This window comes from Streptomyces sp. Ru71, assembly GCF_002920535.1.
Lineage (GTDB): Bacteria > Actinomycetota > Actinomycetes > Streptomycetales > Streptomycetaceae > Streptomyces.
This window is the reverse complement of the sequence record NZ_PQSS01000033.1, coordinates 18,666-41,602: the sequence shown is the minus strand read 5'-3', so window position 1 is coordinate 41,602 and position 22,937 is coordinate 18,666. Positions and strand designations below refer to the sequence as shown.

The following is a 22,937-nucleotide window of genomic DNA, read 5'->3' as shown; positions in this document are numbered from 1 at the left end:
ACGCGACCACGGAAGCACCTCCGGCGACCGCTCCTGCGCCAGGCTGGCCCCAGGATCAGGAAGGTCGTACTCCGGAGGTGAGGGACGCATGAGCACCCTGCCGGTCATCGCGGCGGTCGACGGCTCCGAGGACAGCCTGCGCGCCCTGGACTGGGCCGCCGACGCGGCCCGCAGGCGCTCGGCACCCCTGCGGGCGGTCCATGTGCGGCAGTACGTCGCCTGGGCCCAGCCCGGCGCCCCCGTGGTCGTCCCGCCACCGCCGGAGGAGGACCCGGTGCTCACCGAGGTCCGCGCCCGCCTCGCCGACCGCCCCGGGCTGCCGGCGACGGAGTACGTCGGCATCGACGGCGCACCGGGTGCCGCCCTGCCGGAACTGGCCGCGGACGCCCAGCTGCTCGTGCTCGGCTCGCGCGGCCGGGGCGGCTTCGCGAGCCTGCTGCTCGGCTCCAACGGTCTGACCGCCGCGCGCGACGCCGAGTGCCCGGTCGTGATCGTGCCCCGACCCGACCGCACGGCCGAGGACACCGTCCCTGTCGAACCGGGGCCCCGGGTGGTGGTCGGCCTCAACGCGGACGGTCCCGACGAGGCAACCCTGGAGTTCGCCTTCGCGGAGGCCGCCCTGCGCGAGGCCCGGCTCCAGGTGGTCGCCGCCTACCCGTGGCCCGCCCAGAGCTGGACGACGCCGGGCGAGTTCCTGCCGCCGGCCATCGACCAGGCGGCCGTCGAGGCCGAGACGCGCGTCCTGACCGACGGGTTCCTCGCGCCGCACCGGGAACGCCACCCCGAGGTGACGGCCGAACCGTCCGTCGTCCCCGGCGACGCGGCGGGCAACCTCGTCGCCGCCTCCCGGGGCGCAGACCTGGTCGTCGTCGGCCGCCACCGCCGCCGGCTCCTCGCCCCCACGCGTCTGCTGGGCTCCGTCACGCACGCGGTGCTGCTGCACGCGGTGTGCCCGATCGCGGTCGTACCGCCACAGCCGGCGGAGGAGTGACATACGGCGGCGCGGGACGGACCCGGTCCGGGTGGCCGCCGGACCGGCTGCCCCTGAAGGAGGGCGGCCTATCATCGGCCGCATGCAGGACCCGATCAGCACGGACGCCCGGCTCGCTCTCGATCTCGCGCTGACCGTACGGCACGACGGCCACGGCGGGGTCGCCGACGACCTCGCCGACACCACCGGGCTGGCCGCCTGGGTACGGGCCCACCCGGAGCTGACGCCGGACGGGATCGACAGCGGCGTGCCCGCGGCCCCGGCCGTCGACGATCACCTGCCCACTGCCGTGGTGGACGAGACCACCCTCGCCGCCGTGCGGGAGCTGCGCGCCGCCGTCCGGGCCCTCTTCGCCCATGCCGTACGCCCCGCCGCGCCCAGCTCCGCCGACGCCGCCCGGCTGATGCCCGTGCCCGAGGCGCTGGAGCGGCTCAACGCGGCGGCCGCCCGCCGGCCCGTGGTGCCGGTGCTGAGCTGGGCCGGGGCGGAGGGCGCCGAGCCCGTGCGGGTGCACCGCCCGGCCGCCGGCCCCGACGATCTCGCGGCCCGCCTCGCCCGCGCCGCCATCGCCTTCCTCGCCGGCCCCGAGCGGCACCGGCTGCGGGCCTGCCACGCCCCGCGCTGTGTGCGCTACTTCCTCAAGGAGCACCCCCGGCAGGAGTGGTGCAGACCGTCCTGCGGCAACCGGGCCCGCGTCGCCCGCCACCACGAACGCCACCGCAAGATCACCTAGCCGGCGGCCCGCACGACGCCGAGCGGCCCCGGGCACGTACCATTGGCCGCATGTCGTTCCTCCGTCGCCGCAGCGCCACCCCCGCCGGCCCCGACTTCGACGTGCTGGCCATGGACCCGGGCGACTGGCCCGGAAACCTGGGCGCCGGCCTGCTGCCCGCCCCCGACGGCACCTGCCAGGGCGTCTACCTGCGCTACGACCTCTTCGGCGGCCGTGGCCCCGCGATGATCATCGGCAACCTCCCCGAGGGCTCCCCGGCCCGTGAGGTCGCCGAGGGCGAGGTCCCCTTCGAGGTGGCCCAGCTGCTGCTGGCGCTGGAGAACGACGAGGAGGTGACCGTCGTCGGCACCGAGGACGTGCCCGTCCTGCAGGGCGACAACCTCCTCATCGTGCGCCGGCTGAAGCTGTCGGAGTCCCGGATCTCCTGCGTGCAGTTCGACCGCAGCGACAACGTCCTGGTCACCATCGCCGCCTGGGACCGGCCCATCACCGACGACCTGTACGCCCTGCTGAAGCCGCTCCCGGCGGAGCTGTTCCAGCAGGGCTGAGGCCCGCCGCTGCTACCCGGCCGACTGCGACACCTGCACGTCGGCCGCCCGGACGAACGCCACGCGGTGGCCGTACTGGATCTCGTAGTACAGGTCCTTGCCGACGACGACCCGGTGCGAGGCCTCGTCGAAGGTCACCGCGTAGTAGTACTCGCCCGGCACCTTGTCCCCGGCCACATAGCTCTGGCTCGCGAGCACCTTGTACGGCAGCGCGGACACCGACTGCGCGGGGACGCCCGCCGGATAGGCGGAGGCCTCCGGGTAGGCCCTGCCGTACACCGGGATGCTCGCCGCGCCCGCCTTCGGGGTCACCACCAGGCCCGCCGCCGGGACGGCCGCCGGGCTGCCCTTGGGGTTCTTGAACCAGGCCTTCTGGCCCAGGTACCAGATCGCCGTCCAGTCCCCGTCCTGCCCGGCCACCGCGAACTGCTGGCCGGTGGAGACCCGCGAGGACAGGTCGTTCACCCCGGTCGTCGGGGTGGTGCCCAGGCCGATGTCCTTGATCAGCGCGGAGTTCTCGTCCGGCTGCGAGTACAGCCTCACCTCGCTGGAGCCGTGCGCCGGGCACGGCTGGCCCTTCGCCGTGCAGCCCGTGTACACCGGCTGGTTCGCGGCGTAGTCCGGCCGGATCGTCACCAGGCCGCCGCCGCCCCGCGCGGTCCGCTTCACCGGATGACCGAGCAGCTCGAAGTAGTGCCGCCAGTCCCAGTACGGGCCGGGGTCGGTGTGCATGCCCGGGATCGTGCCGGTCGTGGGGCCGGGCACCGTGTCGTGGCCCAGGATGTGCTGCCGGTCCAGCGGGATGCCGTACCGGTCCGCCAGGTACTTCACCAGCCGGGCGGAGGAACGGTACATCGCCTCCGTGTACCAGGCGTCGGGGTTCGCCAGGAAGCCCTCGTGCTCCAGGCCGACCGACGCGCCGTTGATGTACCAGTTGCCCGCGTGCCAGGCCACGTCCTTGGCCTTCACATGCTGGGCGATGTGCCCGTCGGTGGAGCGCAGGGTGTAGTTCCACGACACATAGGTCGGGTCCTTGATCAGGTTGAGGACGCCCTCCCAGCCGCCCTCGGTGTCATGCACCACGATGTACCGGATGCGCTGCGAGGCCGGCCGGTCGCCCACGTCGTGGTTGCCGTAGTCGTTGTCCCCGAACTCCTCGTACGGCGCGGGCACCCACTCGCACGACACCGACGTCGGGCACTCGGTGCCGGCGGCCGACGACCTGCGCAGCCCCGCCCGGTCCAGCTGCGCGGTGTCGGGGGTCACGCCCGGCTGCGCCGCGAGCGCCACCCGCTGGCCGGAGTCCGTGAAACGTTCCTGCCCGGTGCGGATCACCTCGTACACGTCGTTGGCGTACGCCGCCGCCGTCGCGGTGTCGTCGGCGCCCGAGAAGCGGGCCACCGCGCCGTACCATTCGGCCGGGTCCGAGCTGAGCGGTGCGCCCAGGTCCTTCTGTGCGGCGGCCAGCAGCGCGGCGCCGCCCGCGATGTTCGCCGACTCCTCGGAGCGCAGCTCCTCGGCCGGGATGCCGGTCAGCTCGGCGGCCTTCGGCAGGGTCGTCAGCCGCGCGGGCAGCGCCGCGTCCTCGGGGACCTTGGGGGCGGGACGCAGCGGCGGGCGGGCCTCGTCGCCGCGCGCGTCCTCGGTGCCGTCGCCGTGGTGCGTGTCCGCGGCGAGGGCGGTGCGGGCGTCGGTGAGATGCATGGGGCCGTAGCCGCCGGTCACGCTCGGGGCGCCGGCGTGCCCGTCCCAGCGGGACTGCAGATAGGAGACGCCCAGCAGCACGCTCTGCGGCACGTGGTACTCGGCCGCCGCGACGGCGAAGGCCCGCTGCAGCGCACCCGCCGAGTCCTCGGCGTGGGAGGGGCCGGCGCCCAGCAGCGGCAGCAGCAGCGCGCCGGAGGCCACCGCGACGGCGCCCCGGCGGGCGAGACGTCTGTGACCGGGGGAGTGGTGGGGGTCGGTGACGGAACCGCGCAAAGCTGCCTCCAGAGACGGGCGGTCATGACGGGGCGTGCGGGGCCGAACCCGGTCAGTGGTACCGGCTCGCCGACGATCCGTCAATCATGCGGTCATACGGGAGACTTCCCACGTCACACCGTGGGTGGGGCGGGTTTCGGGGCGGGTGGTTCACCCGCCTGCGCGGCATCAGTGGCCCAAACCAATGACCCCGGGCCCCACGAAGGGGCCCGGGGCCGGGTGGACGGCGTCCGGAGTCAGCGGGTTCCTACCGCTGCGCGTACCGCGCGGCGGACCAGCTGGCAGTCGTCGTGCAGCCGCCGCAGCAGCAGCCGCAGCTCCTCCCCGGACGGGGTGGTGCCCGGGTGGGCGGCGGCCGGGGCCGCCGGGGCCGCGTCGTGCATCGAACGCTGCACGGCCGTCTCGTAGGTGCGGATCTCCCGGGTGAGCACCAGCATCAGGTTGACCAGGAACGCGTCCCGCGCCGCCGGTCCCGCCTGCTGCGCGAGCTGGCTGATCTGCCGCCGGGCCACCGGCGCGTCCCCGAGCACCGACCACAGCGTGGCCAGGTCGTACCCCGGCAGGTACCAGCCCGCGTGCTCCCAGTCCACCAGCACTGGACCGGCCGGTGACAGCAGGAGGTTCGACAGCAGGGCGTCGCCGTGGCAGAACTGGCCCATGCCGCCCCGGCCCGCCGCGTGCGCGATCCCGTGCAGCAGCTTCTGCAGATCGCCCAGGTCGCGGTCGGTGAGCAGACCCAGCTCGTGGTAGCGGTTGATACGGGCCGCGTAGTTCAGCGGGGCGTCGAAGGTGCCGGCCGGCGGCCGCCAGGCGTTCAGCCGGCAGATCGCGGCCAGCGCCGCCCGTACGTCGGCCCGCGGCGGCGCCTCCACCGGATGCCGCTGGAGTGCCGCGACCCGTCCAGGCATCCGCTCGACGATCAGCGTGCAGTTGTCCGGATCCGCCGCGATCAGCCTCGGCACCCGCACCGGGGGGCGGTGCCGGACGAACGTGCGGTATGCGGCTATTTCATGCCGGTACCGCTCGGCCCACTCGGGGGAGTGATCCAGTAAACACTTGGCGACGGCCGTGCTGCGACCGGTCGTGCCGACCAGGAGCACGGAGCGCCCGCTGCGGCGCAGCACCTGCACCGGGGCGAACTCCGGGCAGATCCGGTGCACCGACGCGAGGGCCGTGCGCAGCTGCGCGCCCTGGGGGCCGGACAAGTCGAGTCTCCCGCTGAGCGGTTGTGTGCCGGCCCCCGGACCGCGGCGGCCGCGGCCCGCGCCGAGCACGGGCGCCGCTCCTCGCGCGGGGGCCAGGTAGGGGCCGGTGCCGCCCGCCGCGGGGCGGGGGAGCAGCGGCCGGGGCGGGGCGGACACGGAGGACGATGCTGCGTACATGGGCGAGACAGATCCCTTCGTGTGCCTGCGACGTCAATGCGCCCTCCGGCCCGGCCGCCATGGTGCACCCTGGGGGAATGCGCCCGTCGGGACGGGTGGCGACCGGGTCGGGGTGGCGCATATCTACCTGACACCCGATGGCCACTGGCACACCATCTGGCGGACCCTGGCGAACCCTGGCGAATAGTCGCCCGGCACCTTTCCCGGGGCTAGTGTCAACTCAGCCGAGAACCTGGGGGCTTGAGTGAGCGGACAACCCAACACCCGACTTGCGGACCTGTTCGGCCTGGCCGGCTGGTCCAAGGGAGAACTCGCGAGGCTGGTCAACAAGCAGGCGGCGGCCATGGGCCACCCCCAGCTGTCGACCGACACCTCCCGGGTGCGGCGTTGGATCGAGACGGGCGAGATCCCGCGCGATCCGGTGCCGAGGGTGCTGGCGGCCCTGTTCACCGAGCGTCTCGGCCGTGTCGTGACCATCGAGGACCTCGGTCTGGTCAGGCGCGGGCGCGCGGGGAAACGGCAGGGCGACGGGAGCGTGGAGCATCCCGACGGTGTGCCGTGGGCGCCCGAGCGGACCGCGGCGGTCCTCACCGAATTCACGGGAATGGACCTCATGCTCAACCGACGCGGCTTGGTGGGCGCGGGTGCCGCGCTCGCCGCGGGATCCGCACTCAGCGGCGCCATGCACGACTGGCTGCACACCGATCCGACCCTTAGCCCCGACGCTCCCCACATCGACCACCCCCTGCACGCCGACCCCGCTGGGTACGACCGCTACGAGGCCGCCCCCATCGGGACGCAGGAGATCGAGGAACTCGAACGCTCGGTCGAGGTCTTCCGCGCCTGGGACGCCGCTCGTGGCGGCGGCCTGCAGCGCAAGGCCGTGGTGGGCCAGCTCAACGAGGTGGGCGGCATCCTCGCCTACCACCACTCCACGGACATCCAGCGCCGCCTGTGGGGCGTCGCCGCCAACCTCGCCGTCCTGGCCGGCTGGATGTCGCACGACGTGGGCCTGGAGCCCACGGCGCAGAAGTACTTCGTCATCGCCGCCCACGCCGCCCGTGAGGGCGGGGACCGGCCGCGCGCCGGGGAGGCACTGTCCCGGGCGGCACGGCAGATGGTGCACCTGGGCCGGCCCGACGACGCGCTGGACCTGATGAAGCTCGCCCAGTCCGGTGCGGGCGAACAGCTGCTGCCGAGAACCAAGGCGATGTTCCACACCATCGAGGCCTGGGCACAGGCGTCCATGGGCAAGGGCCAGGCGATGCGGCGCACCCTGGGCCGGGCCGAGGACCTGTTCGTCTCCGACAAGAACACCGAGGAGACGCCGGACTGGATGCAGACCTTCAAGGACGAGGATCTGTACGGCATGCAGGCGCTCGCCTACCGCACCCTGGCGGAGTTCGACCCGGGCGCCGCCGTGCACGCGCAGTACTACGCGCAGAAGGCGCTGGAACTGCGGATCGACGGCCGCGAGCGGTCGAAGATCTTCGACCACCTGTCCATGGCCTCGGCCTGCTTCATCGCCGACGACCCCGAACAGGCCGACCGCTACGCCCGCCTGGCCCTGATGTCGATGGGGTCGAACTCCTCCCGCCGCACCTGGGACAGGCTGCGCCAGATGTACCGGCTCACCGCCGAGTACGCCGGCTACCCGAAGATCCAGGAGCTGCGCGAGGAGATCATGCAGGCCCTGCCGAAGGGCAGGCAGGGCAAGGCCGGGGGCGCCGCACCGGCGTAGGCGGCGCCCGCCACGGCACTACGACTCCACGCGGGCCACCAGCACGCACGCGTCGCCCTGGCGCTCCAGGGCGCCGAACTCCGCCACGACCGCGCGCACGCAGTCCTGTGCGTCGGCGGCTCCCGCGATCCGGGGAGCCAGGTCGAGCAGGGGGTCGGAACCGTCCGTTGCCGCAGGCCCGGGCACCAGTCCGTCGGTGTGCAGCAGGAGCAGGTCACCCACCAGAAGGGTCTCCTCGGCCTGGCCGAAGGAGGCGGTCGGAGTGGCGCCCAGCAGAATGCCGTCCGGGGGCGGCAGCCTGCGTGCCGTCCCGGCGCGGTACAGCACGGGGGCGGGGTGTCCGGCCTGCGCCCACACCAGGGTGCGGTCGGCCGGCCGGTAGCGGCAGCAGACGGCACTGCCCAGCGCCGGCCGGCCGCTGGTGTCCAGTAACTGGTTCAGCAGCGCCATCAGCTGCCCGGGCTGGGCGCCGGCCATCGCCATGCCGCGCACGGCGCCGAGCAGCATCGCCATGGTGGACGTCACGGCCGGTCCGTGGCCGGTGAGGTCTCCGACGCCCAGCAGGCTCTCACCGGTGGGCAGTTCCAGGGCGTCGTACCAGTCGCCGCCGATCAGTTCGCTCGCGGGGGCGGGCAGGTAGTGGGCGGCGATGTCGAGGGAGCCGGTGCCCCGGTGCGGGAGCCGCAGGGAGCCGTGCCACGGGGGGAGCACGGCCTCCTGCAGCTCGACCGCGACCCGGTGCTCGGTCTGTGCCTGCTGCTGCCGGCGCCGGAGCGAGTCACGGGTCTCGCTCACCGCCTGCTCGCTGCGGCGCAGTTCACTGACGTCGCGCAGTACCGCCCACATGGAGGCGGTGCTGCCGTCGGTGTCGAGCACCGGCTCGCCCATCATGTGCACCGTGCGGACCTCGCGGTCCGGGCGCACGATGCGGAACTCGCCGTCGATCGGCTTGGCGTCGATCAGGCAGTCCGTGACCATCGCCGTCAGCTTGGGCCGGTCCTCCTCCAGTACCAGGGAGGGAAGTTCGTCGAGGGTGAGCGCGGGGCCCGCCGGGTCGCGGCCGAGGATGCGGTACAGCTCTGCGGACCAGGTGGCCTCGTCCGTCAGCAGGTTCCACTCGGCGCTGCCGACCCGGCTGAGCAGGGAACCGCTCGGGGCCTCGCCCCTCTCGACGGCCGCTTCCCCGGACGCGGGGGGCTGCGGGCCGTCCCGCAGCTGCGCCAAGTGCTCGTCGAGGTCGTCGAGTTGGTGCAGGGCGAGGTCGTACAGGGCGCGCTGCCAGCGCTCCCGGGGGTCGCTGCCGTCGCCCTGGACATCGCGCCGTACGGCGTCGACGTCGCCCTTGAGCCGCCGTGTCTGCGATATGAGCGCCTCCACCGAGCCGCGCGAGGGCGGCTGGGCGAAGGGGCGGTCCGCGGAGACATGGGACGGCATGACGCACTCCGATGCGGGGACGGTACGGCCAGGCGGACGGGTGGGACCGGTTACGACTGTTGCACAGCCCGCGATGCCGTGTAAGGGATTTGGCACCACACGATACGGTGGTGCTCCTGGCATATGCCACAGTCTTCCCGGAGTGACCTCGCGGTGCGATCGGCGTAGGTCACCACCGAGGGCAAATCGTAGTACGCGTAAGCAACTTGACGGACCGTCGGGCGCTGCGCGCAGACACTCAAGCGCGTGTTCGACGCGCAGGTGTTCGCACGCGCTGGACGACCGCCGTTCACGTCCCGATCACCGCATGAGTATGGACCCCGACGACCGCCGAGTGCACCCTTGCGCGCGGTGTGCCGCTGGGGCACTCCCGTGACGAGGACGGTGGGCATGACACCGATCAGCCGAAGAGGTTTCGTGGGCCTGGGCGCCTCCGCGGCGGCGGGCCTGGCGACGGGCGCCGCGGCCCGGCCCGCGGCCGCGGCGGGTTCCGCGGCGACCGGCACCCTCTCCGACGTACGGCACGTGGTGATCCTCATGCAGGAGAACCGCAGCTTCGCCCGGCACCCGCCCGGCCCTACCAGCCCAACGCCTACCTGGACCGGCTGGAGTTCGGGGCGAGCGGCAAGATCCTCGCCTGGTTCACCCTGGCCAGCCAGGGCACGCCCGCCACCCGCGCCGCCCACTTCTCGATCCACCCCAACGCCTACCGGGACACCACGCCCTGGCAGTACACGGTCTCTCCCGGCGCCACCGCCACCGACTCCTTCGGCATCGGCACCGGGTACGGCGACGGGAAGTACGACTTCACCGTGGTCGGCCCCAACCGCTTCCTGCGCCGCGTCACCGGCGACGCCACCAAGGCCGGAAAGGCGGCCGAGGCCGGCAGCCGTTACGCGGTGGAACCGGGGACCGGCAAGCTCGCGCTCTATCTGAGGATGGCCAACACGGGCGCGTCCGCCGTGACCTTCACCGTCACCGCGAACCGCTACCGCGGCGACGGCCCCTGGACCTACCGCGTCGACGCGAACTCCTCGGCCGAGGACTTCTTCAACGCCGTCGCCTACAGCGACGGCTGGTACGACGTCACGGTCACGGTCGACTCCGACGCGACCTGGTCGCGCCGGTTCACCGGCCACCTGGAGACGGGCACGCCCAGCGTCAGCGGCTGACCGGCCCGTACAGCGGCGGGCGCGGGGCGAGTTCGACGCTCACCCGCCCGCCGTGCTCCAGCGAGCGCACCCCGGCCTCGGCGACCACGGAGGCGGTATAGCCGTCCCAGGCGCCGGGGCCGGTGACCCGGCCCCGGCGGATGGCGTCGACCCAGGCCTGCACCTCACGGTCGTAGGCGTCCGCGAACCGCACCAGGTAGTCCTGCGGCACCTCGACCCCCGCGCCGCCCCGCGCGGTGACCGCCATGCCGTGCTCCTCGCCGATCCGCGCGCTGCCCGCCTCGCAGACGGCCTCGCAGCGCACCTGGTAGCCGAAGCCGCAGTTGACGAACACCTCGACGTCGACCAGGGCGCCCCGCTCGGTCTCGAACAGCACGAACTGCGGGTCGACCAGCCCCTCGGGGGCGGCCGCCGAGGAGCGCGGGCGCAGCACGGTCACCGCGGTCAGCTCCTGCCCCAGCAGCCAGCGCGCCGCGTCGATCTCGTGCGAGAGAGAGCTGTTGACCAGCATGGCGCTGGTGAAACCGGGCGGCGAGGAGACGTTGCGGTGGACGCAGTGCAGCATCAGCGGCCGGCCCAGCGAGCCGCCGTCCAGCAGGGACTTCAGGTGCTGGTACCCGGCGTCGTAGCGGCGCATGAAGCCGATCTGCGCCAGGCGCCGGCCGAGCCGCGCCTCCGCCTCCACCACCCGCAGCGCACCGGCGGAGTCCGGCACCATCGGCTTCTCGCACAGCACCGGCAGCCCGCGCGCGAACGCCGCCCGCAGGGCCTCCTCGTGCGCCGGGCCGGGGGAGGCGATCAGCACCGCCGCCACGCCCGGGGCGTCCATTGCGGCCTCGGCCTCCGCGTGCACGCTCACCTGGTCGATCCCGGCGGCCGCTTCCTTCGCCCGCCCGGTGTCCGGGTCGGCCACGGCGGCGACCCGCGCCCCGCTCACCACCCGGTCCAGACGGCGTATGTGGTCGGCCCCCATGTGCCCCGCGCCCAGTACGGCCACACCCAACGGCTCTGCCACGTATCCCACGGCTCCTTCCCCGGTCGCGTGCGCACGGCCCGGCGGCGCACGCGACCCAGGGTGCCACGGCCGTCAAGGCGGCCCGGGAGGCGAACCCGGCGGCTCAGAACCGCAGGACGCCCGCGATGCCCTCCGCGTCGCCCAGCGAGCCGTCGGGGACGAACCGCACGTCCGCGCCGGTCTCCAGGCACTGCTCGACGATCTCGTCGACGATGTCCTCGCGGGCGTCGAGTTCGCCGTCCGCCGCGGGCTCCAGGTGGTCGCCGGCATCGACGACCGTCACCCGGTAGTTCTCCTCGACGGCGAGCAGCCGCACCCGGGCCTCACGGGCGCTGCGCCAGATCTCGTCCAGGCCGGCCGCGAACGCCCGCCGCCCGCGGGCCGCTTCGAGCTCCTGCGCGACGGAGTCGGCCGTCTTGCGCTGCTGCTCCACGACGACCGGCCGTACGGCCTGCCACACCGCCTCGGGCGAGGCGTGCGCCAGTCCGCCGTGCCGGATGTGCACCGCGCACTTGGCGACCGTGCCGACATCGTCGAACAGGGACAGCGCGGCCTGCTCGCCGGTGACGTACACCGGCCGGGGGTCGTCGCGCAGCACCTCGGCCATCGCGGTGTCGGCCTCCCGCAGGAACTGGCGGGTGCCCTCGTCGCGGATCCGGGCGTCGCCGACCTGCTCCTGGCGCTCGGCGTCGAAGTTCTGCCGGTCGCGGGTGCGCGGGAAGCCGCCGGAGCGGTCCTCGGCGACCCGGTCGTGGCCGCCGCTCCACAGTGCGACGCGGTCGGCGGAGACCGACAGCACCCAGAACGGCCGGTCGGCGGCCTGGGCGGAGACCAGGTTGCGGGTGAGGAAGGTGTCCGACAGCACCACCCGCTCGGGCACCGGGCGGGCCAGCGACCACACCTGGTGCTCACCGGGAGCGGCGAAGATCACCAGCCCGTCCTCGGCGTGGGTCAGGTCCACCTCGGCCAGTGCCCGGTCCAGCTCGCGCGCGACCTCGGCGCGGCGCTCCCGGCTGACCGCCGGATCGGCCTCCAGCCGGCGCTTGGCCTCGGCCACGACATTGCGCAGCCGGACCCGGTCCTGGGCGTTGTCGGGTTCCCGGCGGTGCGTCGGCGTCAGCACGGACACCGCCGGATACGGGCGCGGTCGGCGCAGTTCGGCGAGAGTTGCAGGGCTGAGTGCGTGCTCCATGACAGCACCATAGGGCCGATTCGCGTATCGGGCATTTGGGGTAACGGGGACGGGTCCGGACGAGAGCGCCGGCTCGACGGCGGTGACGTGCGCCGGGCGTACAGCTAGGCTACTCGCCAGTAACCGGACTGCTCGCAGGAGACTCCCATGCCGCAGCTAGAGGTCGACGGCGCCACACTCACGTACGACGACGAGGGGCCCCGCGACGGCGCCGCGCCCCTGGTGTTCGTGCACGGCTGGACGGCCGACCGGCACCGCTGGGACCACCAGCTCGGCCACTTCGCCGAGCGGCGCCGGGTGATCCGCCTCGACCTGCGCGGACACGGCGAGAGCAGCGGCGCGGGCGTGGGCACCATCGCGGAGCTGGCCGCGGACGTGCTCGCGCTGCTCGACCACCTCCAGGTGCGGCGGTGCGTGCTCGTCGGCCACTCCATGGGCGGGATGATCGCGCAGACCATCGCCCTGTCCCAGCCCGAGCGCGTCGAGCGGATGGTGCTCGTGAACTCCATCAGCCGCATGACCTACAGCCGGGCCAGGGGCCTGCTGATGGCGGCGTCCACGCTCGTGCCCTACCGGCTCTTCGTCGCCGCCAACATCCAGCGGGCCTTCGCGCCCGGCCACCCGCGCGAGGAGATCCGCCGGTACGTCGAGGCCTCCGCCGCGATACCGCGCGAGGTCGTCATGACCCTCTACGGCGCCATGCGCGCCTTCGACGTCCTCGACCGGGTCGGCGAGATCCGCACACCCACCCTGCTCGTACACGGCAGCCACGACGTCCAGCTGCCGGTCGCGCAGATGCTGCGCATGGCGACGGCCTACCCGGACGCCGTGGTCCGCCTCGTCGACGCCGGGCACGAACTCCCCGTGGAGAAGCCGCACATACTGACGAGGCTGATCGACGGGTTCGTCACCGGGCACGCCGCCTGAGCGGCAGCGGCCGCGGTGCTCAGTCGTCCTCGTCCCGCCCGCACGAGCTGCCGCTGGCCGGCAGCGAGCCGTACAGCAGGAAGTCGTCGACCTTGCGGTGCACACACTTGGACGACGCGTAGCCGGTGTGCCCGTCACCCCGGTTGTCCAGCACCACCGCCGAGGAGCCCAGCCGCTCGGCGGTCTCCGTCGTCCAGCGGTACGGCGTGGCCGGGTCGCCCCGGGTCCCGACGAGCAGCATCCTCGGCGTGTGCAGGTCCTTGACCTTCTCGCGCACGAAGTCGGTGCCCTTGGGGCGGCCGTAGCACATCAGCACCTGCGCCAGCCGGAACCGGCCGAACACGGGGGAGGCCTGCTCGTAGGCGGCGCGCAGCCGGCCCAGGTCCGCGGTGAGCCGTTCGGCGGAGGGGCGGTCCGGGTCGTCGGCGCAGTTGATCGCCATCAGCGCCGCGGGCAGGTTGTCCAGCGGCACGTCCTCGGCGTCCGTCAGCCCACCGCCGCCCCGGTCGCCCGGGTCGCGCCGGACCGGCGGCGCGAAGCCGCCCGAGGTGAAGCCCATGACGCCGCTGGTGTCGCCGTCCTCGACCAGCTCCGCCAGCGCCCGCTCCAGCGACGGCCACAGCTGTGTGCTGTACAGCGCCTGCCCGATCGCGCCCACCAGGTCCTGGCCGGAGAACGGCTTGCCGAAGTCGCTCGGCACCGGGTCCTCGTCCATCGAGCGGACCAGCTTCACGACCTGCTCGCGGGCCGAGCGCGCGTCCTGCCCGAGCGGGCACGCGATGTCCTTGACGCACCAGTCGACGAAATCCTCCAGCGCCACCTGCTGTCCCTGCGCCCCCGCGATGCCCTGCTGGGCCAGCGGCTCGGTCAGGGTGTCCACGCCGTCCAGCGCCATCCGGCCCACCTTGTCGGGGAACTGCGTCGCGTACACCGCGCCGAGCCGGGTGCCGTAGGAGAAGCCGAGGTAGTTGAGCTTGTCGTCGCCCAGTGCCGCGCGCATCACGTCCAGGTCCCGGGACGCGTCGACCGTGCCGATGTGCCGCAGCACCGGCCCCGAGTGCCGGGCGCAGGCCGCGGCCGCCCGGCGCAGCTGCTCCAGTGCGGCGCGCGGGTCGGCCAGGCCGTCGTCGCCTGCCGCCGCGGCGAACGCGTCGTCCTCGCCCTCGCCGCAGCTGACCGGGGAGGAGCGGCCGACGCCGCGGGGGTCGAACGTCACCACGTCGTAGCCGTTGGTGAGCCCCATGAAGTCCTTGCCGCTCTCGGCGAGCTGAGGCACACCCGCTCCGCCGGGCCCGCCGAAGTTCAGCACCACCGAGCCGCGCCGATGCCCCGTCGCGCGATAGCGGGCGAGGGCCAGGTCGAGCTTGCCCGCACCGGGGCGGGCGTAGTCGAGCGGGACAGTGATCTTCCCGCACTGCAGATCCCTGGGCATGCCGTCGCCCTGGCATCTGCCCCAGGTGATCTTCTGTTCGTAGAAACGGCTCAGATCGGGCTCGGGACCGGCGTGCGCCACCGGCACTCCGGAGCCCAGCAGGGCGAGCCCCAGGGCTCCGGAGAGCGCGCAGCGGCGTATCGCCGCGGACCGCGTCGATACCTCGGACAGCATCCATGCCTCCCAGGGCGCCCCGTCGCGGACCGGGATCGGCGCCCTCGCCCACCATAAGCGGGCCTCGCGCGCCCCGCCCGTCGTGCCATGGAGGGCAAGGAGCCGGGCGTCTTTACCGCTTGTTCGACAAACAGGACGCTCGATGGGGTGAAGAAACAATGAACGTCCGATACGCCATAACCAGGACCCTTCGTCTGCGTTTCAGTCGGTGCGGGCGAGCGCCCGCACCCACGTCTGGAAGGCAGGGAACCTATGAAACGGGTTACCCGAAACGGTCTGATCGCCGTCGCCGCCGCCTCGGGCGCGATGGCCGTGGCGGGAGCGGCGTACGCCGACTCCGGGGCGGACGGCACCGCCGCCGGCTCACCCGGGCTGGTCTCCGGCAACACCCTCCAGCTCCCGGTGCACGTGCCGGTGAACGTGTGCGGGAACACGGTGAGCGTGGCCGGCGTGCTCAACCCGGCGGCGGGCAACAGCTGCGCGAACACCTCCGACTCCGGCTCCCCGGGCCCGGGCCCGGGCTCCGGCGCCTCGGGCGCCTCCCGCTCCGGTACGGCCGGCGGCGCGCGGGCCGGCGCGGACACGGCCGGCTCCCCGGGCGTGCTCTCCGGCAACGGCGTCCAGCTGCCCGTGCACCTGCCGGTGAACGTCAGCGGCAACAGTGTGAACGTCGTCGGCGTCGGCAACCCCGCCACCGGGAACACGTCCGTGAACCACTCAGGCGGCCATCCGTCGCCCGGCGTCGAACACCCCACCCCGCGGCCGTCGACGCCCCCGAAGCAGCGCCCCGCGCCGCACACCCCGCCGCGGCACACCGTGACGTCCCTCGCCCACACCGGCTCGGACCTCGATCTGCCGGCCGCCGTCGGGAGCGCGGCTCTGGTCCTCGGCGGCGCCGCCCTCTACCGGCGCTTCCGCCCGCGCACCGGCCGCTGACGGACCGACCGGCCCCACCACGGCAGCCGGGCCACCGGCCACCGGCGGCCACCGCAGCGCCCAGGCGTGCGCGGCGGCGCACCGGGGGCAGTGCTCGCCGCAGGTGTTCCGCGCGAAACCCCGTTGCCGCCGGCTGTCCCCGGATGCTGGGGTGGCCGCATGGAAACGGATCACCTCACCCTGCGCGCGCACTACGACCGTCAGATGCGCCGTGACGCCCGGCCCGACGGTCGCGGCGCCCGGATCGAGCGGACCGGGAACGTGGTGCGCCAGGTCGCGCCCGCCCACGGATGGAACGGCGTCCTGTGGTCCGCCCTCGACGCGGCCGGCGCCGAGGCCGCGATCGCCGAGCAGATCGCCCACTACACCGCGCTCGGCCGCGAGTTCGAGTGGAAGCTGTACGGGCACGACGAGCCGGCCGGCCTCGGCGCTCTGCTCATGGCGGCGGGGTTCACCCCGGAGGCCGAGGAGACGCTGATGGTCGCCGAGACGGCCGCCGTGGCGCAGTACGTCGACCCGCCCGACGGCATCCACCTGCGGACCGTCACCGACGCGGCGGGCGTGGACCTGGTGGCCGAGGTGCACGAGAAGGCGTTCGGCACGGACGCCTCGCGGCTGCGGCAGCAGATGCTCGACCGGCTCGCCGACGCGCCGGACACCGTCGTGGCCGTCGTCGCGCTCGCCGGCGACGTCCCGGTGAGCGCGGCCCGGATGGAGGTGGTGCCGGGGACGGACTTCGCCGGCCTGTGGGGCGGCGGAACCGTCGAGGGCTGGCGCGGACGGGGCATCTACCGGGCGCTCGTCGCACGACGCGCCCGCGCCGCCGCCGCTCTCGGCCACCGCTACCTCCAGGTCGACGCCTCCGACCAGAGCCGTCCCATCCTGCGCCGCCTCGGCTTCGTGCCGCTGACCACGACGACGCCCTATCTGTACGCCGGATGAGTGACGGCGGGCGGCGTCCGGTCTGTTCACCGGGCCGTCATGCCATGTACCTTTCAACTGTCTCCACGCGTGTAGAACACTCCCGCTCGACCCGTTCTCTACGCGCGCAGAATCGGCGCCCGCACCGCCTTCTCTCCCCCCTCACCCGGAGGTTCGCCGGATGCCCGGAACGACCAGACCCCGCCGCACGGTCACCACCGTCCTCGCCGCCCTCGGCCTGTGCCTGACCGGAGCCGCGCTGCAGACCGCGGCGACGCCCACCCCCGCGCACGCGGCCACCCCCCACCGCGTCCTGTTCGACAACGCGCACGCCGAGACCGCCGGGAACGCGGACTGGATCATCTCCACCAGCCAGCCCGACCCGCTCGGCCAGGACGCCACCCCGTCCACCGAGACGGACTGGACCGGTGCCCTGTCCTCCTGGGGCGTGGCGCTGCAGAAGACCGGCGAGTACAGCCTGAAGACGCTGCCCTCGGGTTCGAGTCTGAGCTACGGCGGCACCTCGGCCACGGACCTGTCGAAGTTCGACACCCTGGTCCTGCCCGAGCCCAACACCCTCTTCTCCAGCGCCGAGAAGACGGCGATCATGAACTTCGTCAAGAACGGCGGCGGACTGTTCATGATCTCGGACCACACCGGGGCCGACCGCAACAACGACGGCCAGGACGCGGTCGAGATCCTCAACGACCTGATGACGAACAACAGCGTCGACTCCACCGACCCGTTCGGCTTCTCCATCGACGCGCTCAGCATCAGCTCCGACCACCCGGCCGCCGTCAGCGACCCCGCCGACCCCGTGCTGCACGGCTCCTTCGGCACCGTCACCAAGAGCCTCATCGCCAGCGGTACGACGGCCACGCTCAAGCCCGCCGACAACCCGAACGTCAAGGGCCTGCTCTACCGCACCGGTTACTCCGGCAACACCGGCGCGTTCTTCGCCACGTCGACCTTCGGCAGCGGCCGGGTGGCCTTCTGGGGCGACAGCTCGCCCGTCGACGACGGCACCGGGCAGAGCGGCAACACGCTGTACGACGGCTGGAACGACACCAGCGCCACCAACGCAGCGCTCGGCCTGAACGCCACCGCCTGGCTCGCCGGCGCGAGCACCGGCACCGGGGGCGGCGGAAGCGGCGGCACCTGCACCGCGGGCCAGTTGCTGGCCAACCCCGGCTTCGAGTCGGGCGCCACCTACTGGACCGCCTCCAGCGGTGTGATCACCAACGACACCGGCGAAGCCGCCCGCACCGGCTCCTACAAGGCCTGGCTGAACGGCTACGGCTCGGCCCACACCGACACGCTCGCGCAGTCGGTGACCGTCCCCGCCGGGTGCACCACGGCCACGCTGAGCTTCTACCTGCACGTCGACACCGCCGAGACGACCACGACGACGGCGTACGACACGCTCAAGGCGCAGGTCCTCAACAGCAGCGGCACGGTGCTGTCGACGCTCGCCACCTACTCGAACCTGAACGCGTCGAGCGGCTACGTGCAGCGCAGCTTCAACCTGGCGGGCTACGCGGGCCAGACCGTCACGATCAAGTTCACCGGCACGGAGGGCTCCACCCTCCAGACCTCGTTCGTCATCGACGACACGGCGCTCAGCGTGAGCTGAACGCCCGCGGGCGGTGGAGGAGGTCCCGGCCGGGCCTCGTCCACCGCCGGCGGCCGGGCGCCCACCCGCGGTGAGGCGCCCGGGCCTCAGAGCGCGGCGAGGCTCGTGGCGTCCGCCTGCCGCGGGGCGTCGGCAGCGGTGGGCTCGTCCTGCGGGTCGTCGTCCGGCTGCGGGGCGGGTGCCGGCGTCCGGTCGAGCCACGAGCCGATCCGGCCGTCCGGCCGCAGCACGATGTGCAGGCCGTTGTGCTCGCCGTACGCGGCGCGACCGTCGGCGACCAGGGTGCCCATGCGGACGCCGTGGGCGTAGATGTCGGCCTCGTGGTGGTGGGCGGTCACCTTGTAGATCCGGGCGGTGGACACGCCGTCGGCCAGCGGTGCGGAGGCCACCAGCACCCGCTTGACGACCGGCTTCGGCTTGGCGCGCTCGACCCAGGAGGTGACCGTGCCGTTCGGCCGCAGGGTGACGTGGAGGCCGTTGCTGCGGCCGTGCGCGGGCTTGCCGTGCGCGACGAGGGTGCCGTACTTGACGCCCTTGGCCCAGATCTCCGCCTCGTAGCGGTGCTTGCCGGTCCTGAAGACCTTCGCCAGGGAGACCTTGTCCGCGAGCTTCACCGTCTTGACGTACACGCGCTCGGCCGGGTGCGGGCTGTGCGCGGGCGCGGCCGGCGCGGCGGCCTGGGCGGCGGGCGCCGGCGGGGCGGCGAAGGCACCGGCGGCCGACGCGCCCAGGGCGGCGGTGACGCCGGCGGCGACGAGGGCGGTACGCAGGGTCCGAGGGGCACGCATCACAGAGCTTTCCTTCGGTGGGGGATCGCAATCACCGCGAAACGGTCACCATCGCTCTGACCTGCTTTTTTCCGGCTGGGGCGCACGAAGGGCCGGCCCGTGTCGTGCGGGCCGGCCCGTGTTTCCTTCACCTTCTTCTCCTGCGGTGCCTCACCTCATGGTTCAGGGTTGCGGCCTCCAGGGTCACGGCCGCGGCGTCATGCCCTCGCCGTAGGTCCTCGGCGTGCTCCTCGCCGCGGTGCCGGCGCACATCATGCCCAGGACCAGCGCCAGCGCGCCGATGATGACGTTGTTCACCACCACACCCGTGTCGGGGCTGCTGCCGACGACCCACGGGGCGATGATCATCCAGATGCCCAGCGCGCACATGGCCCAGCTCAGGCCGTACATGCGCTCGGGGGCGCGGGTGAATCCGAGGGCCAGGAGGCCGATCGCGATGCCGATGATCAGGTTGTGCGTCACGAGCGGGGGCTGGCTGGTCGTGTAGTGGACGATCCACGGGGACACGGCGCAGTACAGACCGAGCAGGAACACCGGTCCGTCCACGAGCGCCACATCGCGACCGCCGAGCATGCGGGCGTAACGTGCCTGCATTTCGGAGACATCCGGGTGAGTGGTGATGTCACCCCTGCCGTGCGAGAGGTTGGCCATGACTCGTCTCCTTTGACTTGCTGGCCGACCGCGTCAGGTGCGGTGAGCGGTAAGCGCCGCTTTGTCTTATTCTGCGCTTATTCAATCCTTATGTGTAGAGGTCACAGGGGTCGGCAGCAGCTTGACGGTTCTCGGACACGGCTGAGACGATCAACGGCATGACGATGCGACTGGACCTCACGCGGCGACGCCACGTCGACCTCGCGCGTGTCTCCAGCTCCTCCTGTCGCCTCGCGGCCTGACCCCGCGCCGCGTCTCTTCCTCCCCCGGCCGCCCGGTTCGGCTCCCTGCCGCCTGCCTTGATTCCGGCGTGCCCGCCTTCCCTTCTCCCCGCGCCCGTATCGCGCCTCATCCGTGCCGCCGCTCACCCGCGCCGCACCTCGACGGCGCACGCTCGCCCCCGCGCACCCTCCGCAACGGGGTTCCGCAAGAAAGAGGACACCCATGGCCACCGTCCTGTCCGTCTCCGGCAGCCCCTCCGCCTCCTCGCGCACCGCCCGCCTGCTGCGCCACCTCGACCAGCGGCTGACCGCACAGGGCCACGACGTCGTCCCGCTCGACGTACGCACCATCCCCGCCGAGGCACTCCTCGGCGCCGACTTCCGCCACCCCGCGATCGTCGAGGCGACCGAACTCTTCGCCCGCGCCGACGGCGTCGTCGTCGCCACCCCCGTCTACAAGGCGGCGTACTCCGGCGTGCTCAAGGCGCTGCTGGACCTGCTCCCGCAGTACGCCCTCACCGGCAGGACCGTGCTGCCGCTGGCCACCGGCGGCAGCACCGCGCACGTACTCGCCCTCGACTACGCCCTGCGCCCGGTGCTCAACTCCATGGGCGCCGCCCACATCGTCCCGGGCTGGTTCACCCTCGACAAGGACATCACCGTCCGCGAGGACGGCTCCGTGACCGTCGCCCCGGCCACCGCCGAGGCCCTCGGCCAGGTCGTCGACCAGTTCGCGGCGGCCCTGCACCGCAGCCCGGTCCTGGCCGCGGCGAGCTGAGCACGCCCACCGAAGCGATCCGATCGGAGACCCCGCGTGTCCCTCACCTTCCACTGGTTCCTGCCCACCAACGGCGACAGCCGCCATGTCGTCGGCGGCGGCCACGGCACACCGGCGACCGCCTTCGGACGGGACCGGCCGCCCACGGTCGCCTATCTGAGCCAGATCGCGCGCGCCGCCGAGGACCTCGGCTTCACCGGCGCGCTCACCCCGACCGGGGCCTGGTGCGAGGACGCGTGGCTGACCACCGCGATGGTCAGCCGCCACACCGAGCGCCTGAAGTTCCTCGTCGCCTTCCGGCCCGGCTTCGTCTCGCCGACGCTCGCCGCGCAGATGGCGTCCACCTTCCAGCGGCACTCCGGCGGACGGCTGCTGCTCAACGTCGTCACCGGCGGCGAGAGCCACGAGCAGCGCGCCTACGGCGACTTCCTCGACAAGGACGCCCGCTACCGCCGTACCGGCGAATTCCTCCAGATCGTGCGGGAGCTGTGGGCGGGCAAGAGCGTCGATCTGGACGGCGAGCACCTGCGGGTCGAGGACGCGACGCTCGCCCGGCTGCCCGACCCCGTCCCCGAGGTGTACTTCGGCGGCTCCTCGCCCGTCGCCGGCGAGATCGCCGCCCGCCACGCCGACGTCTACCTCACCTGGGGCGAGCCTCCCGCCCAGGTCGCCGAGAAGATCGCCTGGATCAGCGGGCTCGCCGCCGGGCACGGCCGCACCCTGCGCTTCGGCATCCGGCTGCACGTCATCACCCGCGACACCGCCGCCGAGGCCTGGGCGGAGGCGGACCGGCTGCTCAAGGGGTTCGACCCGCAGACCGTGCGGGCCGTCCAGGAGGGCCTCGCCCGCAGCGAGTCGGAGGGCCAGCGGCGCATGCTCGCCCTGCACGGCGGCAACCGGGACGGCCTGGAGATCCACCCCAACCTGTGGGCCGGCATCGGCCTGGTGCGCGGCGGCGCGGGCACCGCCCTGGTCGGCAGCCACGACGAGGTCGCCGAACGCATCAAGGAGTACGCGGCGCTGGGCATCGAGGAGTTCGTGCTGTCCGGCTATCCGCACCTGGAGGAGGCGTACTGGTTCGGCGAGGGCGTACTGCCCCGGCTGGCCGAACAGGGCCTGTGGCGGCACCCCTTCGCCGCGGAGGCGAACCCGGCCGCTCAGGTGCCCTTCGCGGGATGAGCCAGGGCGTCCAGATGCGCCCGGCGTGTCAGCGGCGTCTGGCCCTGCACCAGCAGGAACATCGCCTCCCTGGCCAGCCGCTGCGCCCGGCTGCCGAGCGCCAGCGACCGCCCGCCACCGGCCACCACCGCCGCGGTGGTGGCCGCCCGCATCACTTCCTGCGCCTCGGTGCGCAACGCCAGCCGCTCCTCCAGGTGTTCGTGCGGCAGCGGATGGTCCGCCAGCGCGTAGGCCCGGCGCCGCACCTCGGCCAGGCGCCGCCGAAACGGCCCCGCGGTGCCGTCGTCCAGCAGGCGCAGCGCCGCCTCGGCGACGCCGAACACCGCCGGTGAGGCGCTCACCGTCTTCACCCGGTCGCCCTGCGCCCACCGCGCGTACGGCATCCGCAGCACCACGGCGTCCTCGCCCACCCACAGCCCGTCCAGCTCCAGGGACACCGTCCGCGAGGCGGTCAGCGCCGCCAGCCGCATCGGCTCCGACGCCCGCAGCCCGGGCTGCTCGCGCGCCTCGGTGAACGCGAACAGCGCCTCGTCGTCCTCGCTGATCCCGGCGAGCAGCATCACGTCGTTCAGGCCCCACCCGGTGTACCAGGGCACGGTCCCGTCAAAGCGCCGCCCGCCGCGCTCCCGTGTCACCCGGACCGGGGTGCGCGGATGCGCCCGCAGATGCGCGTAGGCCACACCCGCGAGCAGTTCCCCGCGCGCCAGCGGGCCCAGCAGCCGCTCCCGCACCGGCGCGTCGCTCCCGGCGAGCGTCTGCACCGGCGTGTGGTGCTGCGTCTGCACGAACCAGGTCGCGCAGCACGCCCCGGCGAGGATCTCCGCCGTCTCCCGCGCCACCGCACCCGGCGCCGCCGCCCCGCCGTACTCCGCCGGCGCGTTCACCCCGAGCAGCCCCGAGCGTTTCACCGCCTCGATGTGGCTCGCGGGCACCCCCGTCCTGGTCGACGCGTTCGGCGTGCGGGGCGAGGACGTCGTCCGCGAGCTGCCGGGCGCGGGCGACGAGGGGGTGTGCGGCGATGGTCATGCCGAAGATTTTTCCCGATCTGCCCGGCCCGGGTGTCGATCCCGGGCGTCGTCGTTCGTGTAGGAGGTGACACAACCCCACGA

At 73.4% G+C, this 22,937-nt stretch carries 20 protein-coding genes and 1 pseudogene; 12 read left to right on the top strand and 9 right to left on the bottom strand.

The features are described 5' to 3' along the window. The first annotated feature begins 88 nt into the window (after positions 1-88). From C3489_RS20335 to C3489_RS20325, 3 genes are all read left to right on the top strand, one after another. Positions 89-991 carry a universal stress protein gene (locus C3489_RS20335; RefSeq protein ID WP_103783341.1) on the top strand — a complete coding sequence of 301 codons (903 nt, stop codon included), beginning with the start codon at positions 89-91 and terminating at the stop codon, positions 989-991. 82 nt (positions 992-1,073) lie between these two features. Continuing rightward, on the top strand, positions 1,074-1,724 hold the full coding sequence (locus C3489_RS20330; RefSeq protein ID WP_103783339.1) for an ABATE domain-containing protein: 651 nt from the start codon (positions 1,074-1,076) through the stop codon (positions 1,722-1,724). Between the two features lie 50 nt (positions 1,725-1,774). Continuing rightward, positions 1,775-2,272: a hypothetical protein gene (locus C3489_RS20325; protein ID WP_103783338.1), complete on the top strand. Its 498-nt coding sequence runs from the start codon at positions 1,775-1,777 to the stop codon at positions 2,270-2,272. Positions 2,273-2,284: 12 nt separating this feature from the next. On the opposite strand, the gene C3489_RS20320 is transcribed toward C3489_RS20325, so the two are convergent. Together C3489_RS20320 and C3489_RS20315 are read right to left on the bottom strand one after the other, a co-directional pair. After that, positions 2,285-4,252, bottom strand: a complete 1,968-nt coding sequence (locus C3489_RS20320; protein WP_103783336.1) for an N-acetylmuramoyl-L-alanine amidase — start codon at positions 4,250-4,252, stop codon at positions 2,285-2,287. 236 nt (positions 4,253-4,488) lie between these two features. After that, the gene (locus C3489_RS20315) at positions 4,489-5,634 is read right to left on the bottom strand and encodes an aminoglycoside phosphotransferase family protein (protein ID WP_103783334.1); all 1,146 of its coding nucleotides are present in this window, start codon (positions 5,632-5,634) and stop codon (positions 4,489-4,491) included. Positions 5,635-5,878: 244 nt separating this feature from the next. Between C3489_RS20315 and C3489_RS20310 the strand changes: the two genes are divergently transcribed. After that, positions 5,879-7,375 carry a hypothetical protein gene (locus C3489_RS20310; RefSeq protein ID WP_103783333.1) on the top strand — a complete coding sequence of 499 codons (1,497 nt, stop codon included), beginning with the start codon at positions 5,879-5,881 and terminating at the stop codon, positions 7,373-7,375. 18 nt (positions 7,376-7,393) lie between these two features. Here C3489_RS20310 and C3489_RS20305 read toward each other — a convergent pair whose 3' ends face one another. Beyond that, a complete protein-coding gene (locus C3489_RS20305) occupies positions 7,394-8,809 on the bottom strand; it encodes a PP2C family protein-serine/threonine phosphatase (protein ID WP_103783332.1) in 1,416 nt (471 codons plus the stop codon). Between the two features lie 353 nt (positions 8,810-9,162). On the opposite strand from C3489_RS20305, the gene C3489_RS39875 reads away from it, so the two are divergent. Continuing rightward, complete coding sequence (locus C3489_RS39875; protein ID WP_308460814.1) at positions 9,163-9,981, top strand: phospholipase domain-containing protein; 819 nt, start codon at positions 9,163-9,165, stop codon at positions 9,979-9,981. Here C3489_RS39875 and C3489_RS20295 read toward each other — a convergent pair. Continuing rightward, the gene (locus C3489_RS20295; RefSeq protein ID WP_103783402.1) at positions 9,971-10,996 is read right to left on the bottom strand and encodes a Gfo/Idh/MocA family protein; all 1,026 of its coding nucleotides are present in this window, start codon (positions 10,994-10,996) and stop codon (positions 9,971-9,973) included. The two genes, C3489_RS39875 and C3489_RS20295, sit on opposite strands and share 11 nt — an antisense overlap. 103 nt (positions 10,997-11,099) lie before the next feature. Continuing rightward, positions 11,100-12,188 (bottom strand): chemotaxis protein, encoded by a 1,089-nt coding sequence (locus C3489_RS20290; RefSeq protein WP_103783331.1) that lies wholly within the window; start codon positions 12,186-12,188, stop codon positions 11,100-11,102. A gap of 147 nt (positions 12,189-12,335) precedes the next feature. Here C3489_RS20290 and C3489_RS20285 point away from each other — a divergent pair, with 147 nt between their 5' ends. After that, on the top strand, positions 12,336-13,115 hold the full coding sequence (locus C3489_RS20285; RefSeq protein ID WP_103783330.1) for an alpha/beta fold hydrolase: 780 nt from the start codon (positions 12,336-12,338) through the stop codon (positions 13,113-13,115). 19 nt (positions 13,116-13,134) lie between these two features. On the opposite strand, the gene C3489_RS20280 is transcribed toward C3489_RS20285, so the two are convergent. After that, the gene (locus C3489_RS20280) at positions 13,135-14,721 is read right to left on the bottom strand and encodes an alpha/beta hydrolase (RefSeq protein WP_103783328.1); all 1,587 of its coding nucleotides are present in this window, start codon (positions 14,719-14,721) and stop codon (positions 13,135-13,137) included. A 252-nt stretch (positions 14,722-14,973) separates the two neighbouring features. Here C3489_RS20280 and C3489_RS20275 point away from each other — a divergent pair, with 252 nt between their 5' ends. The 3 genes from C3489_RS20275 to C3489_RS20265 all read left to right on the top strand — a co-directional run bounded on the left by C3489_RS20275 (position 14,974) and on the right by C3489_RS20265 (position 18,211). Then, positions 14,974-15,657, top strand: a complete 684-nt coding sequence (locus C3489_RS20275; RefSeq protein ID WP_103783326.1) for a chaplin family protein — start codon at positions 14,974-14,976, stop codon at positions 15,655-15,657. A gap of 159 nt (positions 15,658-15,816) precedes the next feature. Then, positions 15,817-16,599, top strand: a complete 783-nt coding sequence (locus C3489_RS20270) for a GNAT family N-acetyltransferase (protein ID WP_103783324.1) — start codon at positions 15,817-15,819, stop codon at positions 16,597-16,599. 160 nt (positions 16,600-16,759) lie between these two features. Beyond that, positions 16,760-18,211, top strand: a complete 1,452-nt coding sequence (locus tag C3489_RS20265) for a hydrolase (protein WP_103783322.1) — start codon at positions 16,760-16,762, stop codon at positions 18,209-18,211. Between the two features lie 86 nt (positions 18,212-18,297). Here the strand turns inward: C3489_RS20265 and C3489_RS20260 are convergent, their stop codons facing one another. Both C3489_RS20260 and C3489_RS20255 read right to left on the bottom strand, forming a co-directional pair. Then, the gene (locus C3489_RS20260; protein WP_103783320.1) at positions 18,298-18,999 is read right to left on the bottom strand and encodes a hypothetical protein; all 702 of its coding nucleotides are present in this window, start codon (positions 18,997-18,999) and stop codon (positions 18,298-18,300) included. 183 nt (positions 19,000-19,182) lie between these two features. After that, positions 19,183-19,650, bottom strand: a complete 468-nt coding sequence (locus C3489_RS20255; RefSeq protein ID WP_103783318.1) for an SPW repeat protein — start codon at positions 19,648-19,650, stop codon at positions 19,183-19,185. A gap of 158 nt (positions 19,651-19,808) precedes the next feature. Between C3489_RS20255 and C3489_RS40055 the strand changes: the two genes are divergently transcribed. From C3489_RS40055 to C3489_RS20245, 3 genes are all read left to right on the top strand, one after another. Next, the gene (locus tag C3489_RS40055; protein ID WP_374936762.1) at positions 19,809-19,892 is read left to right on the top strand and encodes a putative leader peptide; all 84 of its coding nucleotides are present in this window, start codon (positions 19,809-19,811) and stop codon (positions 19,890-19,892) included. Between the two features lie 202 nt (positions 19,893-20,094). Then, positions 20,095-20,649 (top strand): NADPH-dependent FMN reductase, encoded by a 555-nt coding sequence (gene ssuE, locus C3489_RS20250; RefSeq protein WP_103783316.1) that lies wholly within the window; start codon positions 20,095-20,097, stop codon positions 20,647-20,649. Positions 20,650-20,685: 36 nt separating this feature from the next. After that, positions 20,686-21,828, top strand: a complete 1,143-nt coding sequence (locus C3489_RS20245; RefSeq protein WP_103783314.1) for an LLM class flavin-dependent oxidoreductase — start codon at positions 20,686-20,688, stop codon at positions 21,826-21,828. On the opposite strand, the pseudogene C3489_RS20240 reads toward C3489_RS20245, so the two are convergent. Further along, a pseudogene (locus tag C3489_RS20240) lies at positions 21,807-22,854 on the bottom strand (acyl-CoA dehydrogenase family protein). The gene C3489_RS20245 and the pseudogene C3489_RS20240 sit on opposite strands and share 22 nt — an antisense overlap. Between the last annotated feature and the right edge of the window lie 83 nt (positions 22,855-22,937).